Genomic DNA, 22,912 nt, shown 5'->3' with positions numbered 1-22,912 from the left:
ACACTAGAACGGGCGCACGCCCCCGTCGGGGACCTCGCGAGGGCGTGGCGGGCGGCCGACGGCCCGGCACGGGCCCGATCGCCGGGGGTTCCGTAAGGTTGGCGGGCGTGGAGTGGAACTCGTCGACGCGCCTGCGGACCTTGAGGTCGGTGGCCACGGGGGCCGCCGCGGCCGCCGCGGCGGTGGGGCTGCTCACCGGTTGCGCGCGCTTCGGCGGCGCGGAGACCGCACCGTTCCACGCCGTTCCGGAGACCGTGTCCGGCGCGGGGATCGAACCGGACCGGCCGCCCCCCGGGCAGGCGCCGCAGCCGCCCCCGCCGCCGGGGCAGAGCCCTACCCCGCCGCCGCCCGCCGGCCCATGCGACGACCCCGACCCGTCGGTAATCGCCACCTGCCTCGACACCACCGGGGCCATGGCGATGCTGCCGGACGGTCGCACCGCGCTCGTCGCCGAGCGGACCACGGGGCGGATCATGGCAGTCCCGCGCGACGGCGACCCCACCGAGTTCGCACGCATCCCCGTCGACCCGGCCGGCGACGGCGGGCTCACCGGGCTTGCACTGTCGCCCACGTTCGCCGAGGACCACCTCGTCTACGCCTACATCACCACGCCGCAGGACAACCGTGTGGTCCGCTTCACCCAGGGCGACGCACCCAAGCCCATCCTCACGGGGATCCCCAAGGGGCCCACCGGCAACGCTGGCGACCTGGCATTCACCGAGCCCCGCCAGCTGACGGTCCTCACCGGCGACGCGGGCGGCGGCGCCGATCCGGCGTCCCTTTCCGGAAAACTGCTGCGCGTGCAGGACCCTGCGCCGGGAGCACGGAATCCGGCAGTGGTCGCCGCCGGGTTCGGCGCTGCGGGCGGGTTGTGCCGCGATCCGCAGACCGGCGCGCTGTGGATCACCGACCGTGCGCCGACAATGGACCGGCTGCAGCGGATCGCCGCGGACGGCTCGACGCCCACCCTCGTGTGGTCGTGGCCGGACAAGCCGGGGGTCGGCGGCTGCGCGGCCGCGGACGGCACCGTGGTCACCGCCCTCGACGGCGCGAAGTCCGTCGCCGCGGTGACCGTGAGCAAGGAGAGCGGCGCAGTCACGGGCGACCCGCTGGTGCTCGCCGAGGACAAGTACGGTCACTTCGGCGCGGCGCTCATCGCCGGCGACGGCACCATCTGGGGCGCGACGGTCAACAAGTCCTCGGGCGGCGCGGTGGCCACCGACGACCGGGTGGTGGTCATCCCGTTCGCCGGCGGCGGGGGCAGCCGGGTCTGACGCGGAGGCGGCGGGCGCCGCCGGCGCTCAGGAGCAGGCCGCGAGGACGAGCTCCTGGACGCGCGCCGGGTCGGCCTGGCCGCGCGTGGCCTTCATGACGTCGCCGACGATCTTGCCCGCAGCCTTCACCTTGCCGCCCTTGATCTTCTCGACGATGTCCGGATTGGCGGCGAGCGCCGCGTCGACCGCCTTCTGCAGGGCATCGTCGTCACGCACCACCTCGAGGCCGCGGTCGGCCATCACCTGCGCGGGGCCGCCCTCGCCCGCCAGCACGCCGTCGACCACCTGGCGTGCCAGCTTGTTCGTGAGCTTGCCGTCGGCCACCAGGCCGATCACCTCCGCCACCTGCACCGGGGTGATCGGCAGCTCCGCGAGCTCCGTGCCCCGGGCATTGGCCTGTTGACTCAGGTAGGACACCCACCACGAGCGGGCCGCGTCCGCGGGGGCGCCGGCATCCGCCGTGGCCGCGATGAGGTCGAGCGCGCCGGCGTTGACGAGGTCACGCATCTCCTCCGCCGAGAGCCCCCACTGCTCCTGGATGCGGGCCCGGCGCAGCCACGGCATCTCCGGCAGCGTCGCTCGCAGCTCCTCCACCCAGGCGGCGTCGGGGGCGACGGGCTGCAGGTCGGGTTCCGGGAAGTAGCGGTAGTCCTCCGCCGTCTCCTTGCGGCGGCCCTGGCGGGTGCTGCCGTCGGCCTCCTGGAAGTGGCGGGTCTCCTGGGTCACTTCGCCGCCACCGGCGAGCACCGCGCCCTGGCGGCGCATCTCGTAACGCACCGCCACCTCCACCGACTTGAGCGAGTTGACGTTCTTCGTCTCCGTGCGCGTGCCGAACTCTGCGGCACCCTTGCCCATCAACGACACGTTGGCGTCGCAGCGCAGCGAACCCTGGTCCATGCGGACGTCCGAGACCTCGAGCGCCTTGAGCAGGTCACGCAGCGCCGTCACGTAGGCGCGCGCCACCTCCGGCGCGCGCTCGCCGGCACCGACGACGGGTTTGGTGACGATCTCCACCAGCGGCACGCCGGCGCGGTTGTAGTCGATGAGCGAATGGCTGGCCCCGTGGATGCGCCCGGTCTCGCCGCCGACGTGCGTGAGCTTGCCGGTGTCCTCTTCCATGTGGGCGCGCTCGATCTCCACACGGAACGTCTCGCCGTCGTCGAGCACCACGTCGAGGACCCCCTCGGTGGCGATGGGCTCGTCGTACTGCGAGATCTGGTAGTTCTTCGGCTGGTCGGGGTAGAAGTAGTTCTTGCGCGCGAACCGGCCCCACGGCGTGATCGAGCAGTTCAGCGCCAGACCGATGCGCACGGCCATCTCCACGGCCTTGTCGTTGACCACCGGCAGCGCCCCCGGAAGCGCCAAGCACACCGGGCACACCTGGGTGTTCGGTGCGGCACCGAACGCGGTGGGGCACCCGCAGAACATCTTGGTGGCGGTGCCCAGCTCCACGTGGACCTCCATGCCCAGGACCGGGTCGAAGCGTCCGATCACGTCGTCGTAGGACATGAGCTTGGCGGCGGTGGCTGCAGTCATGGCCCGAGTCTATTCACCCGGCGGCGCCCTCCGGCTACCGGGCGCGCCCTCCCCCACGGCGCTGCCCGCGCGCTCAGCCGAAGAAGATCCGCGCCTCCCGATACAGCTCCAGCGGCACCGTCTTGAGCTCGCGCACCGCCTCCGCCAACGGGGTCAGTTCCATCCGCGTGCCCCGTACCGCCGCCATCGTCCCGAAGCGGCCCTCGTGCACCGCGCGCGCCGCGTGCGCGCCGAGGCGGCTGGCCAGCACCCGGTCGTAGGAACTGGGCGTGCCGCCGCGCTGGATGTAGCCGAGCACGGTGGTGCGCACCTCCACGCCGGCCGCCCGCTCGATGAGCGGGGCCATCTGCGCGGCCGCACCGGTGAAGATCTCGTGCCCGTACTCGTCGACGCCGCCGTCGCGCAGCGCCATCCCGCTGCCCTCGCGCGGGACCGAACCCTCGGCGACGACGCCGATCACGTGCCGGTCCCCGCGCTCGAAGCGGGCCCGGATCAGCCCGCAGATCTCGTCGATGTCGAACGGGTCCTCGGGGATGGTGATGATGTGCGCGCCGGTGGCGATGCCCGCGCGGAGCGCGATCCACCCGGTGTGCCGGCCCATCACCTCGACGAGCATGACCCGCCGATGCGATTCGGCAGTGGTGTGCAGGCGGTCCATCGCGTCGGTGGCGATCGACACCGCGGTGTCGAACCCGAAGGTGTAGTCGGTGCCGCCGATGTCGTTGTCGATGGTCTTGGGCACGCCCACCACCGGGACCCCCTCGTCCGAGAGCCACCGGGCGGCCTTGAGCGTGCCCTCGCCGCCGATGGGGATCAGTGCGTCGATCCGGTTGCGTTCGAGCGTGGCGCGGATGTCGCCCAGCCCGGCCCGGAGCCGCTCCGGATGCACCCTCGCCGTACCCAGGATGGTGCCCCCGCGCGGCAGGATGCGGTCCAGCCGCTGGCCGCCGGACATCTCCCTGCGGCTATCGGTGAGCAGGCCGCGCCAGCCGTCATGGAAGCCGACCACCGTCGACCCGTACTGGTCGAGCGCCGACCGGGTGATGCCGCGGATCGCGGCGTTGAGGCCAGGGCAGTCGCCTCCGCCGGTGAGGATTCCGATACGCATGGCCATGACCACCTCCGGCACCCAGCCTGCCAGCGCGGCACGGTTGCGGTCGGCGGAATCGCGCACCGGCGTGCCGATCAAGCAATCCGGGTACATCCGGGGCGCTGCGAAGTACCCGGATCGCTTGATCGAGCGGCGGTGTCCATCCTGTCAGCTGAGCGAACCGAAGAGATTCCCCAGGCTCCCGGCCATCTGGCACACCGAACCGGTGCAGATCGTGTAGGAGATGGTCACTGACGGCGCCTCGTCCTCGCCGGCAAGGGTCATCGAGCCGCCTCCGGGCACCAGCGACGAGCCGCCGCCCCCGCCGCCGCCGTAAAGCTCGGTGTCGGAAACACCTCCGCCACCACCGCCGAAGAATCCGCCGCCGCCCCCGCCTGACGACGGCCAGGCTCCATTGAGGTGTATTCCGTCGCCGCCGACACCCTTGCTGCCCGGATTGCCGATATTCACATTCCCACCTCCAGCGCCCCCCGAAGTCATGGAGCCAGGCTGACCGCCGCCATCCCCACCACCGGGCCGGCCGGCATCGCCGCCGTTGCGATAGTTGCCACCACCGCCGCCACCCGCCGCGACAATCAATCTCGAGTCAAGCGCACTGCTCGTACGAATATCCGACGCTCCGCCGCCACCGCCGCCGTAGTAGTCGGTAATGTGAGCCGGATCCGGACCCCCTTCGCCACCACCATTGAATCCACCACCAGGCAGGCCCCCATCTCCTGCCACCATCACATTGACGTCGGTGCCGGAATCGACGTCGACAGTACCTGACACCTTCGCACCAACCCCTCCCTTCGCGTTGCTGCTTGCACCCCCTTGCCCCCCGACCGCCGTCACGTCGAGCTCGCTCACCCCGTCGGGCACGTGGAAGGTCTGCGCCGCGCCGGTGTAGTCGAACTCGCACACCACCCGCGTCGCGGCGAACGGCGGCGTGTACGAGGTGCAGTTCTCGGGCAGCGGGGCCGCTCCGGCAGCCTCAGGCAGCGCCACCGCCGCGGCGCCGGCGAGCGCCATCGTCGCGAACCCCACCCCCGCCTTCGCGGCCGTCCTGCCGGCCGATCGACGTCGATACATCGCGTTCTCCCCACACTCGGATTCCGATGGACTCCTTCACCATGCGCCGGGCGCGGCCGCGATACATCCGCCAAATGGCGGATGTATTCAACAGAATTTGATTACGATCTAATAACGCAACGGTGGACGCCGAACACGCGGCGACCAAGCGAAAAGTGCACGCCGACGGCCTGAAACGAGCAGAAAACACTTGATCGTCGGGCGCAGCACTACTCAGCACGCGCTCACCCCGGGGTGACGACGCCGCTCTCGTAGGCCACCACCACCGCCTGGGCCCTGTCGCGCAAACCCAGCTTGGCGAGCACCTTTCCCACGTGGGTCTTCACCGTCTGCTCGGACAGGAACAGCGCCTGGGCGATCTCGCCGTTGGACAGCCCGCGCGCGACGTGTTCGAGCACTTCGCGTTCCCGCGGCGTGAGCTCTTTGAGCCCCGACGGCACGGACCGGGCTGCGGAGCGCCGGCGTACCGATTCGCTGATCATCCGCCGGGTGATGGACGGCGCCAGTAGCGCATCGCCGCCCGCGACCACCCGCACGGCGCGCACCAGCTCGTCGGCGGGCGCGTCCTTGAGCAGAAAGCCGCTCGCCCCGGCACGCAGCGCGTCGTAGACATAGTCGTCGATGTCGAAGGTGGTGAGCATCAGGACGCGCACCGGCGGATAGAGGTGCGCGTCCATGATGTCGCGGGCGGCGTCGATGCCGTTCATCTCCGGCATGCGCACGTCCATCAGCACCACGTCGGGCCGCAAGCGACGCACCTCGGCGACCGCCGCACGCCCGTCGGCCGCGTCCCCCACGACGCTGATGTCGGGCTGGGCCGCCAGCAGCGCGCCGAAACCCTGCCGGACCATCGCCTGGTCGTCCGCGATAAACACCGTGGTCGTCACCGGATCATCCTGCCTGACGCGCGGTCTCGACGATCGAGAGCGTCGCGCGCACGACGAAACCGCCATCGTCGGTCGGCTCCGCTGACAGCGTTCCGCCTACCGCGGCGGCGCGTTCCCGCATCCCCCGGATCCCATTGCCGCCGCCCGCCGCACCGTCCGTCTCCGCAGCCACGCCTGGTTCCGCCGCCCACGTGCGCGCCGGTCCGTTCACGATCTCCACCACCGCCTCCTCGTCGCCGTCGGCCACCCGCAGCGTTACCCGCACCCGCGAGCCCGGCGCATGCCGGGACGCGTTGGACAGCGACTCCTGCACGATCCGATACAGAACAACGCCCGCGGCGGTACGGATGCGTGCGGTGTCGCCAGTCACCCCAAAGCGGGCGTCGATGCCTGCGCGCCGGCTCCCCTCGACCAGTTCGCCGATCCTGTCGACGCCCGGCTGCGGCGCGCGCTCTGCCATGTGCTCGTCGCTGCGCAGCACCCCGAGCATCGCACGCACCTCGTCGAGCGCCTCGCGCGCGGTGCCGGCGATCGAATCGAACTCGGCTGTCGTCTCCGGCTTGAGCCCGCCGATCCGGTACTGCGCCGTCTGCGCCTGCACCACGACGAGGGACATGTGGTGTGCGACGACGTCGTGCAGGTCGCGGGCGATCCGCGCCCGCTCCTCGAGCACCGCCCTGCGGCTGCGCTCCGCCCTGCTGAGCTCCTCCTGGCGTTCGAGCTGGCGCCGCGAAAGCCACAGCCGCCGCAACAGCACCGTGAACACGAGGATCGTGGTGAGCCCCACCACCCAGCCGAACCAGTCGGAGCCCGGCGCGTACACGGCGAAAACGACGACGGTGCCGACCCACACGGCGGCCACCCGCTCGCGTTGCTCCGTCAGGCACACAGCTATGTACAAGGCCAGCAGGACGAGTATGTGCACCACCTGCCACGGCGGCCCGCCGGGCGCCTCGGGCGTGGAGTCGAACGCCACCGGGATGACGATGGCCGCCGCGATCGAGATGCTCCAGCCCAGCACGGGATTGGCGCGCACCACCAGGAAAGGGAACGCGGCGAGCGCGGCGATCAGCGGCTGCAGCGGCGCGGGCACCTGATGGGTGAGGTGCAGCGTCGGCCATGCGACCGCATAGAGGGTCGCCGTGACCACCACGATGAGGGTGACCTCGCCGCGTCCGGCGAAAGCGGCCCGCACGCGGCGCGCGCCCCGTCGGGGCTTCGAGGCCGCGCGCTTCTCCGCACGCCGCCGCGCGCGGAGTTCCCTGCGCGACGGGCCGTCGGCCGCGCGACGCCGCCGCGGGAGACGGCGCCTGCGATCCACGCCGTCCTGGTCGCGTCCGCGCGCCCGCCGCCGAAACCTCACGCGCCCGAGTCTAAGTTCGGCACCCTGCACGCACATCACTCTCCGGTATCAGACGACCCGCCACCGGGGGGTGAGCCGCACGCTCCCGCACACCCCGCCGGTGCCGCCGGGAACAGCCCATCCGCGTGATGTGCCCTTCCGCCGGCCGTTCCTAGCGTCACTGGCATGCACACACCACCGCGGGCCGCGGGTTGCCCTCTCGCCTCTCCACGCCGCACTCGCGCACACCGGACGCGCCGCGCCGCGCGGATCGTCTTCGCCGCGGCCGCATTCACGCTCATCGCGGCGGCCGCGACGCTTGCGCTCGCCTTCGCCCTGCCAGTCCAGGCCGCGGAGGTCGACGGAGACGACGGTGCCGCCTCGGACGCCGTCCGCGCCGTCGACGCGTTGCTGCACGCCGACGCGCACACCGCGCTCCGCCGGATGCCCCCGGGATTCCCCGCATACGCGGGGTACCGGCCGGCCGTGGAGGACGGGATGCTCGTGAACCCCGCCGGCGGCTGCTCCTCGCCGGTGCCTCTTCCCGCATCCTTCGCGGGCGCATGCCGCGCGCACGACCTGGGCTACGACCTGCTGCGCTATGCCGACGCGCAGGGCCTGCAACTGGGCCCGTGGGCCCGGCGCGGCCTCGACGCGCAGCTCGCGGAGCGGCTCCACGCCGTCTGCGCACCGCACGAGACCGTTTGCCGCGCGGCGGCCGACGCGGCCGCGGCCGCGGTCGACGTCAATTCCTGGCGGCAGGGCTACGGCGTTCCCCTGCACGAGGACGTCGGGTTGTACGCGCTCGGCGGGGTCGGCGCCGCGGGCGCCGTGTTCGCCGCCGGATCCGGGGCGCGGGGGGCGGTCCGCGGATCCCGGCGCGCATCGGCTCTCCGGCGTGCGGGTGGTGCAGGACGCGCGAGGACCGGCATCCGCCGTACAGCCCGCATGGCCGCGGGGGTGACGGCATGACGGCCGCCCCGGCTCTGCACGTCCTCACGCCGGGCGCCGTTGCGCGCAGTCCACTCCCCCGCGGCGCGGGAACGCGCGTCTCCGCCCTCGCCCACGCGCTCGCCCCGCGGACGCGCACCGTCGTCGGCGGCTCCGCGGGCGCCGTGGCGGGGGTCTACCCGGGGATCATGCCGCGCAGCGTGTGGGTCGAGGGCGTGACGGTGGGCGCGTTCGCGGTGATCGGCGTCGCGCTCACTGTGCTGATGACGTGGCTGTGGGCGCGGGCGACCCGCCGCCTGGGAGGCTCCCCGGGCCGCTCCCGCTCGGCGATCGCCACCGCCGTCGGGTGCCTCGGCGCCGTGACCGCGGCGGCGGCGTGGTCGGCGCAGTCGGACCGGGTGTCGGAACTCTCCGCGTCCGGCGGCTACCGGCCTGCCGTGTTCGCCGTCGCCGTGGCCGTATGTGCGACGGCGCTCGGCGCGGTGCGGCTGGTCCGCGCCCGGCCACGGGCTGTCGCAGCGCTGGCGGTGGTGTTGGCCGCTCTCGGATCCGTCTCGGGTGCGGTGGCGCTCGACGAACCGCCCGCCGCCGCCTCGTCCCTCGCCGCGACCGCGATGAGCACCCGCTCGGGCGGGCCCGGATCACTCGTCGCGTGGGACTCGCTCGGCGGCCACGGGCGCCGGTTCGTCGGCGACACCGCGCATCCCGGGGCGATCCGCACCTACGCCGGGCTGGGCTCCGCCGCCGACGTGACGGCCCGCGCCGCCCTCGCCGCCGACGACATGGTGCGCGCCGGCGGTCTGGACAGACGGGCCGTGGTGGTGATGGTTCCGACGGGCTCCGGTTGGATCGACGGCACCGCAGCGGCCGGGTTCGAGGAGTTCTTCGGCGGCGACGTCGCGGAGGTGGGGATGCAGTATTCGAGCGCGCCGAGCTGGGTGTCCTACCTCTTCGCGCCCGACGAGGCCGCCTCGGCCGCGCACGCGCTGATCTCCGCCGTCGCCGCCCGCGTCAGCAGCGTGCCCGCGCCCCGGCGGCCGGAGCTGTACGTCTACGGCGAGAGCATGGGCGCCGCGGCCGGCGCACGGGCGCTCGCGGATGCCCCGCAGGCCCGCGGAATGCTGTGCGGCGCACTGTGGGTGGGCCCACCGGCGCGCTTCACCGATCCGGTTCCCGGGCGCTCGAGCGTGGTGGTGAACGCCTCGGACCCGGTGCCCCGATGGGACCCGGCGCTGGCGCTGCACCCGGCGGAAGGCGCAGCGGAAGCGGCGGCTCCGCCGTGGGTCCCAGGAGTGAGCTTCCTGCAAAGGAGCGTGGACGTCGTCGTGTCGCGGTCGGGCCCGGCGGGCACCGGCCACGTCTACGGGGGCGGGCAGGTACGCGGGTTGCCGACGTGCTCATGAGAGCGCCGCGTCACGAACCGTCCTCCCACGAACTGACCCGAGCACCGGATGCCCACGCCGAGCGCCGGATCCCGCGGCGGAGCGTGCAACAGGCGCTCGGATCGGCAGACACGCCTACAGCTCCGGGTACGCGACGGCACCGCGGGCGGACTCGTAGGCGGCACCCACACGGTAAAGCCGGTCATCCGCCAGCGCCGGCGCCATGATCTGCAGGCCCACCGGAAGCCCGTCGTCGGCGGAGATGCCGGAGGGCACCGAGATGGCGCAGTTGCCCGCGAGGTTGGTGGGCAACGTGCACAGGTCGGAGAGGTACATCGCCAGCGGGTCGTCGACCTTCTCGCCCAGCTTCCACGGCGTGACGGGGCTGGTGGGCGAAACGAGGACGTCGACCGACTCGAAGGCCCTCGCGTAGTCGCGGCCGATCAGCGCGCGCACCTTGAGCGCCTGTCCGTAGTACTCGTCGTAGTAGCCGGCGGACAGAGCGTAGGTGCCGATCATTATGCGCCGCTTGACCTCCGGGCCGAAGCCGGCGGAACGCGAGGCGGCCATGACCTGCTCGGCGCTGTGCGCGCCGTCGTCGGACACGCGCAGTCCGTACCGCATGGCGTCGAACCGCGCGAGGTTGGAGGACACTTCGGAGGGCATGACCAGGTAGTACGCGGCCAGCGCGTGTTCGAACGCCGGGCAGGACACCTCGATCACCTCGGCGCCGAGCGCCTTGAGCTGCGCCACCGCGGCATCGAAGGAACTCAGGACTCCGGGTTGGTAGCTGTCCGAGTGCAGTTCGCGGACCACACCGACCTTCACGCCCGTAAGGTCTCCCTGCGCGCCGGCGCGCGCGGCGTCGACCACCGCCGGCACCGCCGTGTCGATGGAGGTGGAATCGCGCGGATCATGCCCGGCGATCACCTGGTGCAGCAGCGCCGCGTCGAGCACCGTGCGGGCACAGGGCCCCGCCTGGTCCAGCGACGACGCGGCGGCGACGAGCCCGAAGCGCGACACGGTGCCGTAGGTGGGCTTGACGCCGACCGTGGCCGTGAGCGCCGCGGGCTGACGGATCGACCCGCCGGTGTCCGTGCCGATGGTGAGTGGAGCCTCGAACGCGGCGAGGGCGGCGGCCGACCCGCCGCCGGAGCCGCCGGGGATGCGGTCGGTCCCCCACGGATTGCGCGTGGGCCCGAAGGCGCTGTTCTCGGTGGACGAGCCCATGGCGAACTCGTCCATGTTGGTCTTGCCGAGGATCGGGATCCCGGCCGCGCGCAGCCTGCCGACGACCGTCGACTCGTACGGCGACACCCAGCCCTCGAGGATCTTCGACGCACACGTGGTGGGCATGCCGGTGGTGGTGAGGATGTCCTTGAGCCCCAACGGCACCCCGGCGAGCGGCGATGCGGGCTCGGCGCCGCCGGCCAGATCGGCGTCCACCTGCCCGGCGGCGGCGAGGGCCTGCTCGCCGGCCACGTGCAGGAATGCGCCGACAGTGCCGTCGACCGCCTCGATCCGGTCGAGGTGGGCACGGGTGGCCTCCACCGACGAGACCTCGCGCGCGTGGATTTTCGAGGCCAGTTCGGAGGCCGCCAGGCGGGTCAGGTCGGTCACTGCTCTTCTCCCAGGATCTGCGGTGCGACAAAGCGCTCGTCCTCGACGGACGGCGCGCCGGAAAGCGCCTCCGCGGCGGTGAGGCCCGAAGCGATGACGTCGGCGCGGCCCACGTTCGTCACGCCGGTGAGCTCGGACAGCGGCGGGACATCGGCCGTGTCGGCCTCGGAGACCGTCTTGACGTGGGCGAGAATGGCGTCGAGCTGGCCGGCGAACTCGTCGAGCTCGCCCTCGGCCAGGTCGAGTCGCGACAGCATTGCGAGGTGTGCGACCTCATCGCGGGAGATCTCCGGCACCCGGTGCCCCTTTCCGGCCGACGCAGCGGCCTGCCTACCGGCGGATCGACTGCCGCCGTGCGGCCCGCCGCTGACGGGCCCGGCATCGATCCCGCCCGACGCTGGTTCGGCTCAACTCTACGGCCCGCCGGCGGCGGCGATGCGCACGGCCTCGCCGCCGACCCGCGTCGTGCCAGCGGTGCGACAATGGACCGACACCGCAAGTGAACTGCTGAGGAGCCGGCTTTGTCGTACCTGCTGCGCGTGGTGCTCCCCGACCGCCCCGGCACGCTGGGCCTGCTGGCCCTGGCGCTGGGCGAGGCCGGGGCGGACATCCAGTCCCTCGACGTCATCGAGCGCAGCGGCGGCTACGCGGTGGACGACATCGTCGTGAACCTTCCGACCGGGGCGCTGCCGGACGTGCTCATCACCGCCGCGGAAGCGCTGGACGACACCGTCGTCGACGCCATCCGCCCGTTCGTCGGCAACCTCGACACGCACCGTGAACTCGAGCTGATCGAGCTGGTGGCGGGTTCGCCGCGGCGCGGGCTCCAGCGGCTCGTCGACGCCGCGCCCCGCGCCCTCCAGGTGCACTGGGCGGCGGTGCTCGATCACGGCGGCGGAGATGCCGGCGCCGCCCCGCTGTATGCGAGCCCCGGCACCCCGGAGACCTGGCCCGATCGCCCCCTGTCGGAGCAGGTGGGCACGGCCCAGGTGGTCCGCACCGACGCGGACTGGGTGCCGGAAGTCTGGCGGGCCGGTGAGATCGCGCTCGCGGCCGCGCCCATCGGCGACGGCGGGGCCGTGCTGCTGCTGGGCCGCAACGGCGGTCCGCAGTTCCGCCCCGCCGAGGTGGCGCGGCTGGGCTACATCAGCGGCATCATCGGCACCGTCCTCAAGTAGCCGGCGCCGGGAGCCGGTGGGCGTCTTCGCGGCAGCGGGACGGCGGTCACTGCTCCTGCTCCGCCGGCCGCACCGCGTCCGGGCCGTCCGCGAGCAGCCGGCGGAACCCGTCCGCGTCGAGCACGGGGACCCCCAGCGACAGCGCCTTGTCGTACTTGGATCCCGGGGCATCGCCCACCACGACGAACGCCGTCTTCTTCGACACCGACGAGGCCGCGCGCCCGCCGCGGCTCACGATCGCCTCCTTCGCGCTGTCGCGGGTGAACCCCTCGACAACGCCCGTGACGACGATCGACATGCCCTCGAGGGTGCGGGCGATCGACTCGTCGCGCTCGTCGGCCATGCGCACCCCCGCCGCACGCCACTTGTCCAGCAGTTCGCGATGCCAGTCCACGTGGAACCACTCGGTGATGGCGGCCGCGATGGTGGGGCCCACGCCCTCGGTGGCGGCCAGCCGCTCCTCGTCTGCCTGCTCGATGGCCTCGAGGCTGCCGAACTCGGTGGCCAGGGCCCGCGCCGCCGTGGGGCCGACGTGCCTGATGGACAGTGCGACGAGCACCCGCCAGAGCGGCTGGTCACGCGCTGACGCCAGGTGCTCGAGCAGCTTCTTCCCCGTCGCCGACACGGCGCCGCCCTTGGTGGTGTAGACGGCCGTCCGGCGCAGCGCGTCGGCGTCGAGGGTGAACAGTTCGCCCTCGTCGGCAATCACGCCCGTGCGCAGCAGGTCGGTGGCCCCCTCCATGCCGAGCATCTCGATGTCGAATGCGCCGCGCCCGGCCAGGTGGAACAGCCGCTCGCGCAGCTGCGCCGGGCAATGGCGGGTGTCAGGGCAGCGCAGGTCCACGTCGCCGTCCTTACCGGCGGCGATCCGACTTCCACACTCGGGGCAGTGCGTGGACATGATGAACGCGCGCTCGTCGCCGCGGCGCGCGTCCGCCACGGGCGCGAGTACCTCCGGGATGACGTCGCCGGCCTTGCGGATCACCACCGTGTCCCCCACGCGCACGCCCTTACGGTCCACCTCGGAAGCGTTGTGCAGCGTCGCCTGCGCCACCGTGGAGCCCGCCACCAGCACCGGCTTCATCAGCGCGAAGGGCGTCACCCGACCGGTGCGCCCCACCCCCACCCGTACGTCTAGCAGCAGCGTGTTCACCTCTTCCGGCGGGAACTTCAGCGCGATGGCCCACCGCGGCGCACGCGCCGTCTCGCCGAACTCGTCGTGCAGGGCCATGTCGTCGACCTTGACGACGAAGCCGTCGATCTCGTGCTCGATGTCGTGGCGGTGCTGCGCCCAATAGTCGGCCCGCTCGAGCACCTTGTCCGCGCCGCGCACGCGAGTGGTGTGGGTGGACACCGGCAGGCCCCAGGCCGCCAGCGCCTCGTAGGCGTGGTACTGGGACACCGGTGAGAAGCCTTCGCGGCGCCCGATGCCGTGGCAGATCATCCCCAGCCTGCGCCGCGCGGTCACGGCGGGATCCTTCTGCCGCAGCGAACCCGCCGCCGAATTACGCGGGTTGGCGAACGGGTCCTTTCCATCCGCGACCAGCGACGCGTTGAGCTCCTCGAAGTCCTCGAGGCGGAAGAACACCTCGCCACGCACTTCCAGCACCTCCGGCACGGGGAACTCGTCGGTGCCGGCGAGCCGGGTGGGGATGTCGCCGATGGTGCGGGCGTTGAGGGTGACGTCCTCCCCCACCCGCCCGTCACCGCGCGTGCCCGCCCGGGTGAGGCGTCCCGCCTCGTAGACCAGGTCGATCGCGACGCCGTCGATCTTCACCTCGCACAGGTAGTCGACAGCCTTGCCGGCCTGCGCCTCCGTGCGGTGCATCCAGGCCGCCAGCTCCTCGACGCTGAAGACGTTGTCCAGGCTGAGCATCCGTTCGAGATGTTCGACGGGCGCGAACTGCGTGGTGAAGCCGGCGCCGCCGACGAGCTGGGTGGGCGAATCCGGCACGCGCAGATCGGTGTACCGCTCTTCGAGCGCGGTGAGCTCGCGGAGCAGTCCGTCGAAGGCGGCGTCGGAGATCGTGGGCGCGTCTTGGACGTAGTAGCGGAACTGGTGCTCACGCACCTCATCGGCCAGTTCCCGCCAGCGTGCCCGGGCTCCGCCGGGAGTGGGGCCTTGCTCGGCTCCGGCGCCCACGTCCGGCGCCGGAACAGTGTCGGGTGCGGTCTCAGCGTGGCGGTCGGTCACCGGTCCAGGTTAGCGCCGGAACGCCCCACCGCACTCGTGGCTGCCGCCGCGCCGGCGCCGAGCACCGCATCGAGCAACCCCGGAAACCGCGCATCGAGGTCGACGCGGCGCAGCGTGAGCACTCGGTTGCGGCCCCGGGGTTCGTTGCGGATCACGCCGGACTCGCGCAGCACCTTGAGCATGTGCGACTTGGTCGACTTGGGCACCGGGCCGCCGTCCGCCGTGCAGCGGGCCGCGGTCAGCGGCCCCTGCTGCAACTGCAGGACTATCGACAGCCGGTCCGGCGCGCTGAGCGCGAAGAGAACGTCGCCCAGGTCGATCTCGTCGCGCGCCGGGTGTTGAAGATCGGTTCCACCCACCATGGTTCCATCATAGTTGAACCAACGGGTCCGGCCGGTTAGGCTGAAACGGTTCGATCTTCTCCGAACCGACAGCCTTCTCCGAACCGACAGCCTTCTCCGAAACGACGGAGGTCCCGTGACTTCACTCGCCGCCCGGAGCGACCCGCCCGCCGGTGCGCCGCCCGCAGCGTCCACGACACCGCCACGCCGGCGGGCCGGGCTGGCGCTCTCCGGCTCCGCACTCACCATCCTGCTCATGGCCGCCTCCGCGCCGTCGCCGTTCTACCCGCGGATGCAGGAGAGCTTCGGCCTCTCCCCTGTCGGCATCACCCTCGTCTTCGCGGTGTACGCGATGGCGCTGCTCGCGACGCTGCTCACCGTCGGCTCACTGTCGGACCACATCGGGCGACGTCCCGTGATCACGACGGGATTCCTGGTGCTCGCCGGCGGCATGGTGCTGCTGTGGACGGCGCAGTCGTCCACAGGACTGTTCGCGGGCCGGGCCGTGCAGGGCCTGGCCAGCGGCTTTCTATTGTCGGCGCTGTCCGCGTCGATCAGCGACTTCGCCCCTCCGGTGCGCCCGCTGCGCGCCGCCCTGCTCAATGCGGCCGCGCCGATGGTGGGCCTGTCGCTCGGCGCGCTGTCCGCGGGGGTCGCGCTCGCGGTCTCCGCGCACGCCGAGGCGATCGTGTTCGGCGCCCTGGCATCCGCGTACTGCGTCGTGGCCGCGACGGTGTGGCTGGTGCCGGAGACCTCGGCGCGCGTCGCGGGGTGGCGGCGGTCGCTGGTCCCCCGCATGTCCGTACCGCACGGCGTGCGCCGCCTGTTCCTCATCAGCATCCCGATCATCGTGGCCGGCTGGGCGACGGGCGGGTTGTTCTTCTCGCTGGGCCCCGACATTGCCGCCGAACAGCTCGGCGTCCACGGCCCCCTCGCGCAGTCCGCCGTCATCGCCGTGCTTCCCGTCACCGGGATGCTCGCCGTGTTCGCCATGCACGCCCGCCCGCCGCGCACCGCCATGGTGTTCGCGGCCTGCACTCTGGGCGCGGGCACTCTGGTGAGCCTGATCGCCCTGCAAACCGGGTGGCTTCCGCTCTACGTCGCCGCCGTCGCCGTCACCGGCACCGGTTTCGGCACCGGCTTCATGGGGGTCATCGGTTCGATCGCCCCCGTCGTGCCGCCGCACCGTCGCGGCGCGCTGTTCGCCGCCCTCTACACCACCGCGTACCTGTCGTTCGGCGTGCCGACGGTGATCGCGGGGGCGCTGGTTTCGGCACTGTCGCTGTCCACCGCCACCGTCATCTACGGCATCATCGTCATCGCGGCCGCCGCGACCGCCGGTGTGAGCCGCGCCTTCGTCGTCCGCTACTGATCCCCGACCGTTCGCGCGCGGCTCCGTCCGACGGGGGGTGCCGCCCGCCTGCAGCCCGTCCCTCTACAGCCCGTCCCTCTACAGCGCGTCCCTCTACAGCGCGTCCGGGTCGCCGACGAACTCCCCGGCGATCCGTCCCGCCAGCGACACCGCCGTGCGCGCCCAGTCCGGGTCGGCGCCCGCCAGCCCGCACTCGGGGGTCACCAGCACCTGGTCGGCGAGAATCCGCCGCGCGAAGCCCAGCATGTCGACCAACCGCACCGCGGGCACGGCCAGCGGGTGCCAGTCCGGCGGCGGCCCGCCGGGGCGCCGGGCGGGCACCAGGCCCAGCGCCAGCGTCCGGCCGGAGTCGAGCCACTCCCCCAGCGCGTCCAGCACCGAAGGGTCCGGCACCGAAGGATTCGCCGCTGCAGAATCCTGCGCTGTGGAGTTCGATCCTGTGGAGTTCGGCGCTGTGGAGTTCGATCCTGTGGAGTCCTGCGCCGACCCCACGTCCGTCATCGGCACCGACACCCCGGCGACCGGCAGCCCCCGCAGCAACCGCAGTGGCACGCCGGGAGCACAGCAGTGCACCAGCACCGGCGCCCCGTCGGCCGCGCCGATCACGCCGTCCAGCAGGCCGCTCGCCTCCTGCTCCGGCAGAATCCGCACCGGGTCGAACCGCGTGGGCCCCGGCACCGCGCCGGCGAGCGCGTCCGGCAGCCGCGGCTCGTCCAATTGCAGTACCGGCTCCATGCCGAAACGTCGGCGCACGGTACGCACGTGCTCACGTAGCCCTTCGGCCAGCGACGCGCTCAGGTCGCGCACGGCGCCGCGGTCGGTGAGCACCCGCCGCCCGGTGCGCAGTTCCAGCTCAACGGCCGCGGTGACCGGGCCGCAGGCCTGCAGCTTGATCGGCGCTCCGCTGCCGCGCACCCCCGCACGCTCGCAGGCCTCCTCCGCAGCGTCCAGGTCGCGGGCCAGGTGTGCCCGCGCCGTCCGCAACACCGACCCCGGGCGGTCGGCGAGCCGGTATCCGGTGACGGAGCGGTCCACCGGCAGGTCCACCAGCAGGGCGGCCGTGCGGCCGACCATGTCCGCGCCGATGCCCCGCCCCGGCAGTTCCACCAGGTGCGGCAGCTCCCCCAGCTCGCCCACGACGGTGCGGGCCGCCTCGCGTTCGTCGGTGCCGGGCCACGAGCCGACACCCGTGGCCGCCGCCCCCGGCGGAGTCACTGGAAGCGTCACCGATGTACCGCCGCGGGCGCCGCGGCGCTGATGGTGCCGCTGCCCAGCACGATGTCGCCGGCCGGATCGGGCTGGTAGAGCACGGCGGCCTGGCCGCGGGCGACCCCGGTGAGCGGCTCCGACAGGTCGATGCGGATCGCGTCGCCGTCGGCCTCGGCCTCGGCACGCGCCAGCCCGCCGTGCGCGCGGACCTGCACGACGCACTCGAACCGCCCCTCCGGCGCGGCGCCGGTCCACCGCGGCTCGCGTGCGCTGATCGACCACACGTCGAGCTGTTCGGCCCCGCCGACGGACACCGTGCCGGTGTCCGGGTCGATCCCCGTGACGTACCGCGGCCGGCCGTCGGACGCGGGCCGTTCGAGGCCGAGCCCCTTGCGCTGTCCCACCGTGAATCCGTGCACGCCGTCGTGGCGGCCGAGTTCTGCCCCCGATTCCGCGTCGACCAGCGCGCCCGGCCGCACCCCGATCCGGGCACCGAGGAACGCGCGGGTGTCCCCGGTGGGGATGAAGCAGATGTCGTGACTGTCGGGCTTGTCCGCCAACGCCAGGCCGCGGCTCGCCGCCTCCTCGCGGATCTGCGGCTTGGGCGTGTCCCCCACCGGGAACATCGCGCGGCCCAGCTGCGCTCCGGTCAGCACTCCGAGCACGTAGGACTGGTCCTTGTCGGCGTCGACCGCCCGGCGCAGAACCCCGCCCTTCAGGCGCGCGTAGTGGCCGGTGGCCACCGCGTCGAAGCCCAGGGCGAAGGCGCGCTCGGCCACCGCCGCGAACTTGATCTTCTCGTTGCAGCGCAAACACGGGTTCGGGGTCTCGCCCGCGGCGTAGGCGGCGACGAAGTCATCGATCACGTCCTCGCGGAACCGCTCGGCGAAGTCCCACACGTAGAACGGGATGCCCAGCACGTCCGCGGCGCGCTGCGCGTCCCCCGCATCTTCCCGCGAGCAGCACCCACGGGACCCGGTGCGCAACGCGCCCGGCGCGCTGGACAGAGCCAGGTGCACGCCCACCACGTCGTGGCCGGCGTCGACCGCCCGCGCCGCTGCCACCGCCGAGTCGACGCCGCCGCTCATCGCCGCAAGAACCCTCATCGCACACTCTCTCGTCGTTCGCCCGACTGCTCCGCACCGCGTCGCCGGTGCCCGTCTGCCATGCCCGCCGCACGCGCCCGTTCCACCACCGCCGGCAGCACTTCCAGCAGTCGGTCGACGTCCGCCGCAGTCGAGGTGTGGCCGAGCGAGAACCGCAGCGAACCGCGGGCGGTCGACGGTTCCATTCCCATGCCGATGAGCACGTGGCTGGCCTGCGGGACGCCCGCGGTGCACGCGGACCCGGTGGAGCACTCGATACCGGCCGCGTCGAGCAGCATCAGCAGCGAGTCGCCCTCGCAGCCGGGGAAGGTCAGGTGGGCGATCGTCGGCAGATCCTCTGCGGTGCGCGCACCGTTGACGAGAATGTCCGGGATCCTCTCCTGAGCGCCGGCCACCAGCGCGTCGCGCAGCGCGACCAGTCTGCGCGCTTCGGCGGTGCGCTCACTGCGGGCCTCCGCCGCGGCCGCGGCCATGCCGGCGACGCCCGCGACATCGACTGTGCCGGAGCGCACCTCGCGCTCGTGCCCGCCGCCGTGCATCAGCGGGACGCACGGCACGTCCCGCCGCAGCAACAGCGCGCCGGTGCCCTGCGGGCCGCCGAACTTGTGTGCAGCGACGCTCAACGCGGACAGCCCGGGGATCGAGAAATCCACCGGGACGTGGCCCACCGCCTGGATGGCGTCGGTGTGCATCGGCACGCCGAACCCGGCGGCCACCGACGCCAGTTCGCGCACCGGGTTGACGGTGCCCACCTCGTTGTTGGCCCACATGACGGTGACCAGCGCGGCCTCGTCGGCATGGGAGGCGAGAGCCTCGCGCAGGACCGGCGGCAGGACGCGCCCCCGGGCGTCCACGGGCAGCCAGGCGACCTCGGCGCCCTCGTGCTCGGCCAGCCATTCGACCGCGTCGAGCACCGCGTGATGCTCGACCGCGCCGACGAGGATGCGGCGGCGCGCCGGGTCCGCGTCGCGCCGTGCCCGGAAGATCCCCTTGACGGCCAGGTTGTCCGACTCCGTGCCGCCGGCGGTGAAGATCACCTCGGACGGCCTCGCTCCCAGGACCGATGCGAGCGCCTCGCGGGACTCCTCCACGCGCCGCCGGGCCGCGCGGCCCGAACCGTGCAGCGATGCCGGGTTGCCGACCCGTCCGAACGCCTCGGCCATCGCCTCCGCGGCGGCCCGGCGCATCGGGGTGGTGGCGGCGTGATCGAGGTAGACCGGTCCGCGCGCGGACCGGTCTTCATCTGGGGAGACGGCACGTGCGGATGCGGCGCCAGCAGGCTTGACGGGGGGCGACACGCCATCCCCGCCGCCGGTGGCCGGTTCGGACGGAATCATTGCCCGACCAGCATAACCGTGTGCGCTCCCCACCCGTCGTGGCGGGCCCGTAGCCGCGTGGCCCGCGCCTGCCCGACGAACGCCGCGGCCCCGCCCCTGGCAACCAGGGTGCGGGGCCGCGGACGGTGCGCCGGGTGTCAGCCCTTATGCGCCTTGACCGCCTCGGTGAGCTGCGGGGCGACGTTGAACAGGTCGCCGACGATGCCGTAGTCGGAGATCTCGAAGATCGGGGCCTCCTCGTCCTTGTTGATCGCAACGATCGTCTTGGACGTCTGCATGCCCGCACGGTGCTGGATGGCGCCGGAGATGCCCAGGGCGATGTACAGCTGCGGCGAGACCGTCTTGCCGGTCTGGCCCACCTGGAACTGGCCCGGGTAGTAACCGGAGTCCACCGCGGCGCGCGAGGCGCCCACTGCGGCGCCCAGCGCGTCCGCGAGCGGCTCGATGACCTTCTCGAAGTTCTCCGCCGACGCCACGCCGCGTCCGCCGGAGACGACGATGGTGGCCTCGGTGAGCTCGGGACGGTCGCCGCCGACGACCGGCTCGCGCTTGGTGATGACGGTGGCGTTCTCCGCGGCCTCGGGCACGGCGACGTCCTCGCGGGCGCCGGCGCCGGCCTGGGCCTGCACCTCCACCGAGCCGGGGCGGACCGTGATCACGGGCAGGTCGCCCGTGGCCTTGGCATCCACGGTGAACGCACCGCCGAAGATCGAGTGCACGACGGACCCGTCGCCCTTGACCTCGACGACGTCGCCGAGCAGGCCGGAGCCGATGCGCGCGGCCAGCCGGCCGGCGACCTCCTTGCCCTCGACGCTGGCCGGGATGAGCACCGCGGCCGGGGACGCGGACTCGGCGAGCCCGGCGAGCACGTCGACCTTGGCCGTGACGAGTACGCCGTCGACGGTGTCGGACTCGGCGGAGTAGATCTTCTCTGCGCCCGCGGCCGCGAGCGCGTCGGCCAGCGCGTCTGTCGTGCCCGCGGGCCCGGCGACGACGGCGGCGGGCTCACCGAGCGCGCGCGCCGCGGTGAGCAGTTCGGTGGTGACCTTTTTCAGTGCACCATCGGCATGTTCGACGAGGACGAGTACCTCTGCCATTTTCGTTAACTCCTTGAACGGTCTGGTGGTGTGGCGAGGGCCGTGATCAGATGATCTTCTGGCCGACCAGGTACTTGGCGACGTCGTTGCCGCCCTCGCCCTCGTCCGCGACCTTCTCGCCGGCGGTGCGCGGCGGCTTCGGGGTGGAGGCCGTCACCGCGGAGCCCGCGTTGGCCACGCCGACCGTATCCGGGTCCACGCCGATGTCGGCGAGGGAGAAGACCTGCACTTCCTTCTTCTTCGCGGCCATGATGCCCTTGAAGGACGGGAAACGCGGCTCGTTGATCTTCTCGGTGACGCTCACGATCGCCGGGAGGGCGGCCTCGAGCTCGAAGGTGCCCTCGTCGGTCTCGCGCTCGCCGGTGGCCTTCCCGTCGGCCACGGTGAGGCTGCGCATGTGCGTCAGCTGCGGGATGCCCAGGTACTCGGCGATGATCGCCGGCACGGCGCCGGAGCGGCCGTCCGTGGCCTCATTGCCGGCGATGATGAGCTCGGCGCCCTCGATCTGCCCGATGGCGGCGGCCAGCGCCCAGGAGGTCTGGATGGCGTCCGAGCCGTGCAGGGCCTCGTCGTTGAGGTGGACGGCCTTGTCGGCGCCCATCGACAGCGCCTTGCGGATGGCCTCCGTGGCGCGGTCGGGACCGGCGCACAGCACGGTGACCTCGCCGCCCTGCGCCTCCTTGATCTGGAGGGCCTCCTCGACCGCGCGCTCGTTGATCTCATCCAGCACGGCGTCCGCAGCCTCACGGTCCAGGGTGAAATCGCCCTCGGAGAGCTTGCGCTCGGACCAGGTGTCCGGAACCTGCTTGATCAGTACGACAATGTTTGGCATCGGTCTTCTCCGACCTCCTGTGGTGTCTGCGGTCACCCTCGCACCGCATGGTTGAACGCCTGCGCGGGCGTGCCGGTGGGGTGAAACTGCCACTGCCAGTTCTAGCGCATGTCACAGTCTTTCCGCCACGCAACCCCCACCCATATGTTACCGATGGGTAACATGATTGCAACCCCCGATCGCCGTACGTGCGACACCTTGAATCACCCGGAAGCCGAGGACCTACTAGCGTGCAACGAGTGACCGACTCTGCAGATCATGCGGCGCGCGCCGCTGCCGGCGCCCCGCCCGCACTCCCCCTCACCGGTGAGCGCACCGTGCCCGGCCTCGCCGAGGAGAATTACTGGTTCCGCCGGCACGAGGTCGTCTACCTCGACCTCGTCGAAGCGTGCCGCGGGCGCGTCGTCGTCGACGCCGGCTTCGGCGAGGGCTACGGGGCGGCACTGCTCGCCGGCGTCGCCGCCGGCGTGATCGGCGTCGACTACGACCACTCCGCCACCGCCCACGTGGCGCGCCGCTACCCGTTGGTCCAGGCCACCCGCGGCAACCTCGCCGCGCTGCCCCTCGCCGACGACGCGGTGGGAGCCGTGGTCAACCTGCAGGTCATCGAGCACCTGTGGGACCAGGACCAGTTCCTGCGCGAGTGCCACCGCGTGCTCGCCCCCGGCGGACGCCTGCACATCAGCACGCCCAACCGCATCACGTTCTCCCCCGGACGGGACACCCCCCTCAACCCGTTCCACACCCGCGAGCTCAACGCCGCCGAGCTGACCGCGCTGCTCACCGACGCCGGCTTCACGGTGGAGTCGATGCGCGGCGTGCACCACGGGCCCCGCCTCGCGACCCTCGACGCCAAGTACGGCGGGTCGATCATCGACGCGCAGATCGAGCGTGCGCTCGCCGGCGAGCCGTGGCCCGCCGACCTCTGCGCCGACGTGGCGGGGGTGGCCGCAGACGATTTCGTCCTGCGCCCCGACGACGACAGGGACAACCGCGACAGCGGCGGCGATTCGAGCATCGATGCCAGCCTGGACCTGGTGGCGACGGCGGTGAAGGCGCCGTGACGGGCGCC

At 72.6% G+C, this 22,912-nt stretch carries 20 protein-coding genes; 6 read left to right on the top strand and 14 right to left on the bottom strand.

Going from position 1 to position 22,912, the window contains the following annotated elements; translation table 11 throughout:
- Positions 1 to 107: 107 nt before the first annotated feature.
- Complete coding sequence (locus JJ683_RS05115) at positions 108 to 1,274, top strand: PQQ-dependent sugar dehydrogenase (protein WP_307810689.1); 1,167 nt, start codon at positions 108 to 110, stop codon at positions 1,272 to 1,274.
- A 27-nt stretch (positions 1,275 to 1,301) separates the two neighbouring features.
- On the opposite strand, the gene gatB is transcribed toward JJ683_RS05115, so the two are convergent.
- The 5 genes from gatB to JJ683_RS05090 all read right to left on the bottom strand — a co-directional run bounded on the left by gatB (position 1,302) and on the right by JJ683_RS05090 (position 7,074).
- Positions 1,302 to 2,810 (bottom strand): Asp-tRNA(Asn)/Glu-tRNA(Gln) amidotransferase subunit GatB, encoded by a 1,509-nt coding sequence (gene gatB, locus JJ683_RS05110; RefSeq protein ID WP_200171876.1) that lies wholly within the window; start codon positions 2,808 to 2,810, stop codon positions 1,302 to 1,304.
- A gap of 73 nt (positions 2,811 to 2,883) precedes the next feature.
- The gene (locus JJ683_RS05105; RefSeq protein ID WP_200171936.1) at positions 2,884 to 3,918 is read right to left on the bottom strand and encodes an ATP-dependent 6-phosphofructokinase; all 1,035 of its coding nucleotides are present in this window, start codon (positions 3,916 to 3,918) and stop codon (positions 2,884 to 2,886) included.
- Between the two features lie 150 nt (positions 3,919 to 4,068).
- The gene (locus tag JJ683_RS05100; RefSeq protein WP_200171874.1) at positions 4,069 to 4,932 is read right to left on the bottom strand and encodes a glycine-rich protein; all 864 of its coding nucleotides are present in this window, start codon (positions 4,930 to 4,932) and stop codon (positions 4,069 to 4,071) included.
- A gap of 284 nt (positions 4,933 to 5,216) precedes the next feature.
- Positions 5,217 to 5,879 (bottom strand): response regulator, encoded by a 663-nt coding sequence (locus JJ683_RS05095; protein ID WP_200171872.1) that lies wholly within the window; start codon positions 5,877 to 5,879, stop codon positions 5,217 to 5,219.
- Between the two features lie 4 nt (positions 5,880 to 5,883).
- Entirely contained in the window at positions 5,884 to 7,074 is a 1,191-nt protein-coding gene (locus JJ683_RS05090; protein ID WP_372435243.1) for a sensor histidine kinase, read from the bottom strand.
- Between the two features lie 333 nt (positions 7,075 to 7,407).
- Between JJ683_RS05090 and JJ683_RS05085 the strand changes: the two genes are divergently transcribed.
- Both JJ683_RS05085 and JJ683_RS05080 read left to right on the top strand, forming a co-directional pair.
- Positions 7,408 to 8,193, top strand: a complete 786-nt coding sequence (locus JJ683_RS05085; protein WP_200171868.1) for a hypothetical protein — start codon at positions 7,408 to 7,410, stop codon at positions 8,191 to 8,193.
- Positions 8,190 to 9,575, top strand: a complete 1,386-nt coding sequence (locus JJ683_RS05080; RefSeq protein WP_200171866.1) for an alpha/beta-hydrolase family protein — start codon at positions 8,190 to 8,192, stop codon at positions 9,573 to 9,575. The genes JJ683_RS05085 and JJ683_RS05080 overlap by 4 nt, the downstream gene beginning before the upstream one ends.
- Before the next feature lie 114 nt (positions 9,576 to 9,689).
- Here the strand turns inward: JJ683_RS05080 and gatA are convergent, their stop codons facing one another.
- Both gatA and gatC read right to left on the bottom strand, forming a co-directional pair.
- The gene (gene gatA / locus JJ683_RS05075; RefSeq protein ID WP_200171864.1) at positions 9,690 to 11,174 is read right to left on the bottom strand and encodes an Asp-tRNA(Asn)/Glu-tRNA(Gln) amidotransferase subunit GatA; all 1,485 of its coding nucleotides are present in this window, start codon (positions 11,172 to 11,174) and stop codon (positions 9,690 to 9,692) included.
- Positions 11,171 to 11,470, bottom strand: a complete 300-nt coding sequence (gene gatC / locus JJ683_RS05070; protein WP_200171862.1) for an Asp-tRNA(Asn)/Glu-tRNA(Gln) amidotransferase subunit GatC — start codon at positions 11,468 to 11,470, stop codon at positions 11,171 to 11,173. Before gatC ends, gatA begins: the two co-directional genes overlap by 4 nt.
- A 225-nt stretch (positions 11,471 to 11,695) precedes the next feature.
- Between gatC and JJ683_RS05065 the strand changes: the two genes are divergently transcribed.
- Complete coding sequence (locus JJ683_RS05065; RefSeq protein WP_200171860.1) at positions 11,696 to 12,352, top strand: ACT domain-containing protein; 657 nt, start codon at positions 11,696 to 11,698, stop codon at positions 12,350 to 12,352.
- 46 nt (positions 12,353 to 12,398) lie between these two features.
- Here JJ683_RS05065 and ligA read toward each other — a convergent pair whose 3' ends face one another.
- Together ligA and JJ683_RS05055 are read right to left on the bottom strand one after the other, a co-directional pair.
- On the bottom strand, positions 12,399 to 14,495 hold the full coding sequence (gene ligA / locus JJ683_RS05060) for an NAD-dependent DNA ligase LigA (protein ID WP_200171935.1): 2,097 nt from the start codon (positions 14,493 to 14,495) through the stop codon (positions 12,399 to 12,401).
- A gap of 47 nt (positions 14,496 to 14,542) precedes the next feature.
- Positions 14,543 to 14,908: an ArsR/SmtB family transcription factor gene (locus JJ683_RS05055; RefSeq protein WP_200171859.1), complete on the bottom strand. Its 366-nt coding sequence runs from the start codon at positions 14,906 to 14,908 to the stop codon at positions 14,543 to 14,545.
- A gap of 115 nt (positions 14,909 to 15,023) precedes the next feature.
- Between JJ683_RS05055 and JJ683_RS05050 the strand changes: the two genes are divergently transcribed.
- Complete coding sequence (locus tag JJ683_RS05050) at positions 15,024 to 16,259, top strand: MFS transporter (protein WP_200171857.1); 1,236 nt, start codon at positions 15,024 to 15,026, stop codon at positions 16,257 to 16,259.
- Between the two features lie 93 nt (positions 16,260 to 16,352).
- On the opposite strand, the gene JJ683_RS05045 is transcribed toward JJ683_RS05050, so the two are convergent.
- The 5 genes from JJ683_RS05045 to JJ683_RS05025 form a co-directional block, all read right to left on the bottom strand.
- Complete coding sequence (locus tag JJ683_RS05045) at positions 16,353 to 17,486, bottom strand: uroporphyrinogen decarboxylase/cobalamine-independent methonine synthase family protein (RefSeq protein ID WP_307810687.1); 1,134 nt, start codon at positions 17,484 to 17,486, stop codon at positions 16,353 to 16,355.
- On the bottom strand, positions 17,483 to 18,574 hold the full coding sequence (gene mnmA / locus JJ683_RS05040; RefSeq protein WP_200171855.1) for a tRNA 2-thiouridine(34) synthase MnmA: 1,092 nt from the start codon (positions 18,572 to 18,574) through the stop codon (positions 17,483 to 17,485). The genes JJ683_RS05045 and mnmA overlap by 4 nt, the downstream gene beginning before the upstream one ends.
- Positions 18,571 to 19,911 (bottom strand): cysteine desulfurase family protein, encoded by a 1,341-nt coding sequence (locus JJ683_RS05035; protein WP_200171853.1) that lies wholly within the window; start codon positions 19,909 to 19,911, stop codon positions 18,571 to 18,573. The genes mnmA and JJ683_RS05035 overlap by 4 nt, the downstream gene beginning before the upstream one ends.
- A 137-nt stretch (positions 19,912 to 20,048) precedes the next feature.
- Entirely contained in the window at positions 20,049 to 21,008 is a 960-nt protein-coding gene (locus JJ683_RS05030; RefSeq protein ID WP_200171851.1) for an electron transfer flavoprotein subunit alpha/FixB family protein, read from the bottom strand.
- Positions 21,009 to 21,054: 46 nt separating this feature from the next.
- On the bottom strand, positions 21,055 to 21,840 hold the full coding sequence (locus JJ683_RS05025) for an electron transfer flavoprotein subunit beta/FixA family protein (protein ID WP_200171849.1): 786 nt from the start codon (positions 21,838 to 21,840) through the stop codon (positions 21,055 to 21,057).
- Positions 21,841 to 22,079: 239 nt separating this feature from the next.
- Between JJ683_RS05025 and JJ683_RS05020 the strand changes: the two genes are divergently transcribed.
- Entirely contained in the window at positions 22,080 to 22,904 is an 825-nt protein-coding gene (locus JJ683_RS05020) for a class I SAM-dependent methyltransferase (RefSeq protein WP_307810686.1), read from the top strand.
- The last annotated feature ends 8 nt before the right edge of the window (positions 22,905 to 22,912 follow it).

The sequence above is a fragment of the Tomitella cavernea genome, from assembly GCF_016599145.1.
GTDB lineage: Bacteria > Actinomycetota > Actinomycetes > Mycobacteriales > Mycobacteriaceae > Tomitella > Tomitella cavernae.
This window is presented reverse-complemented; position numbering and strand designations above follow the sequence as displayed.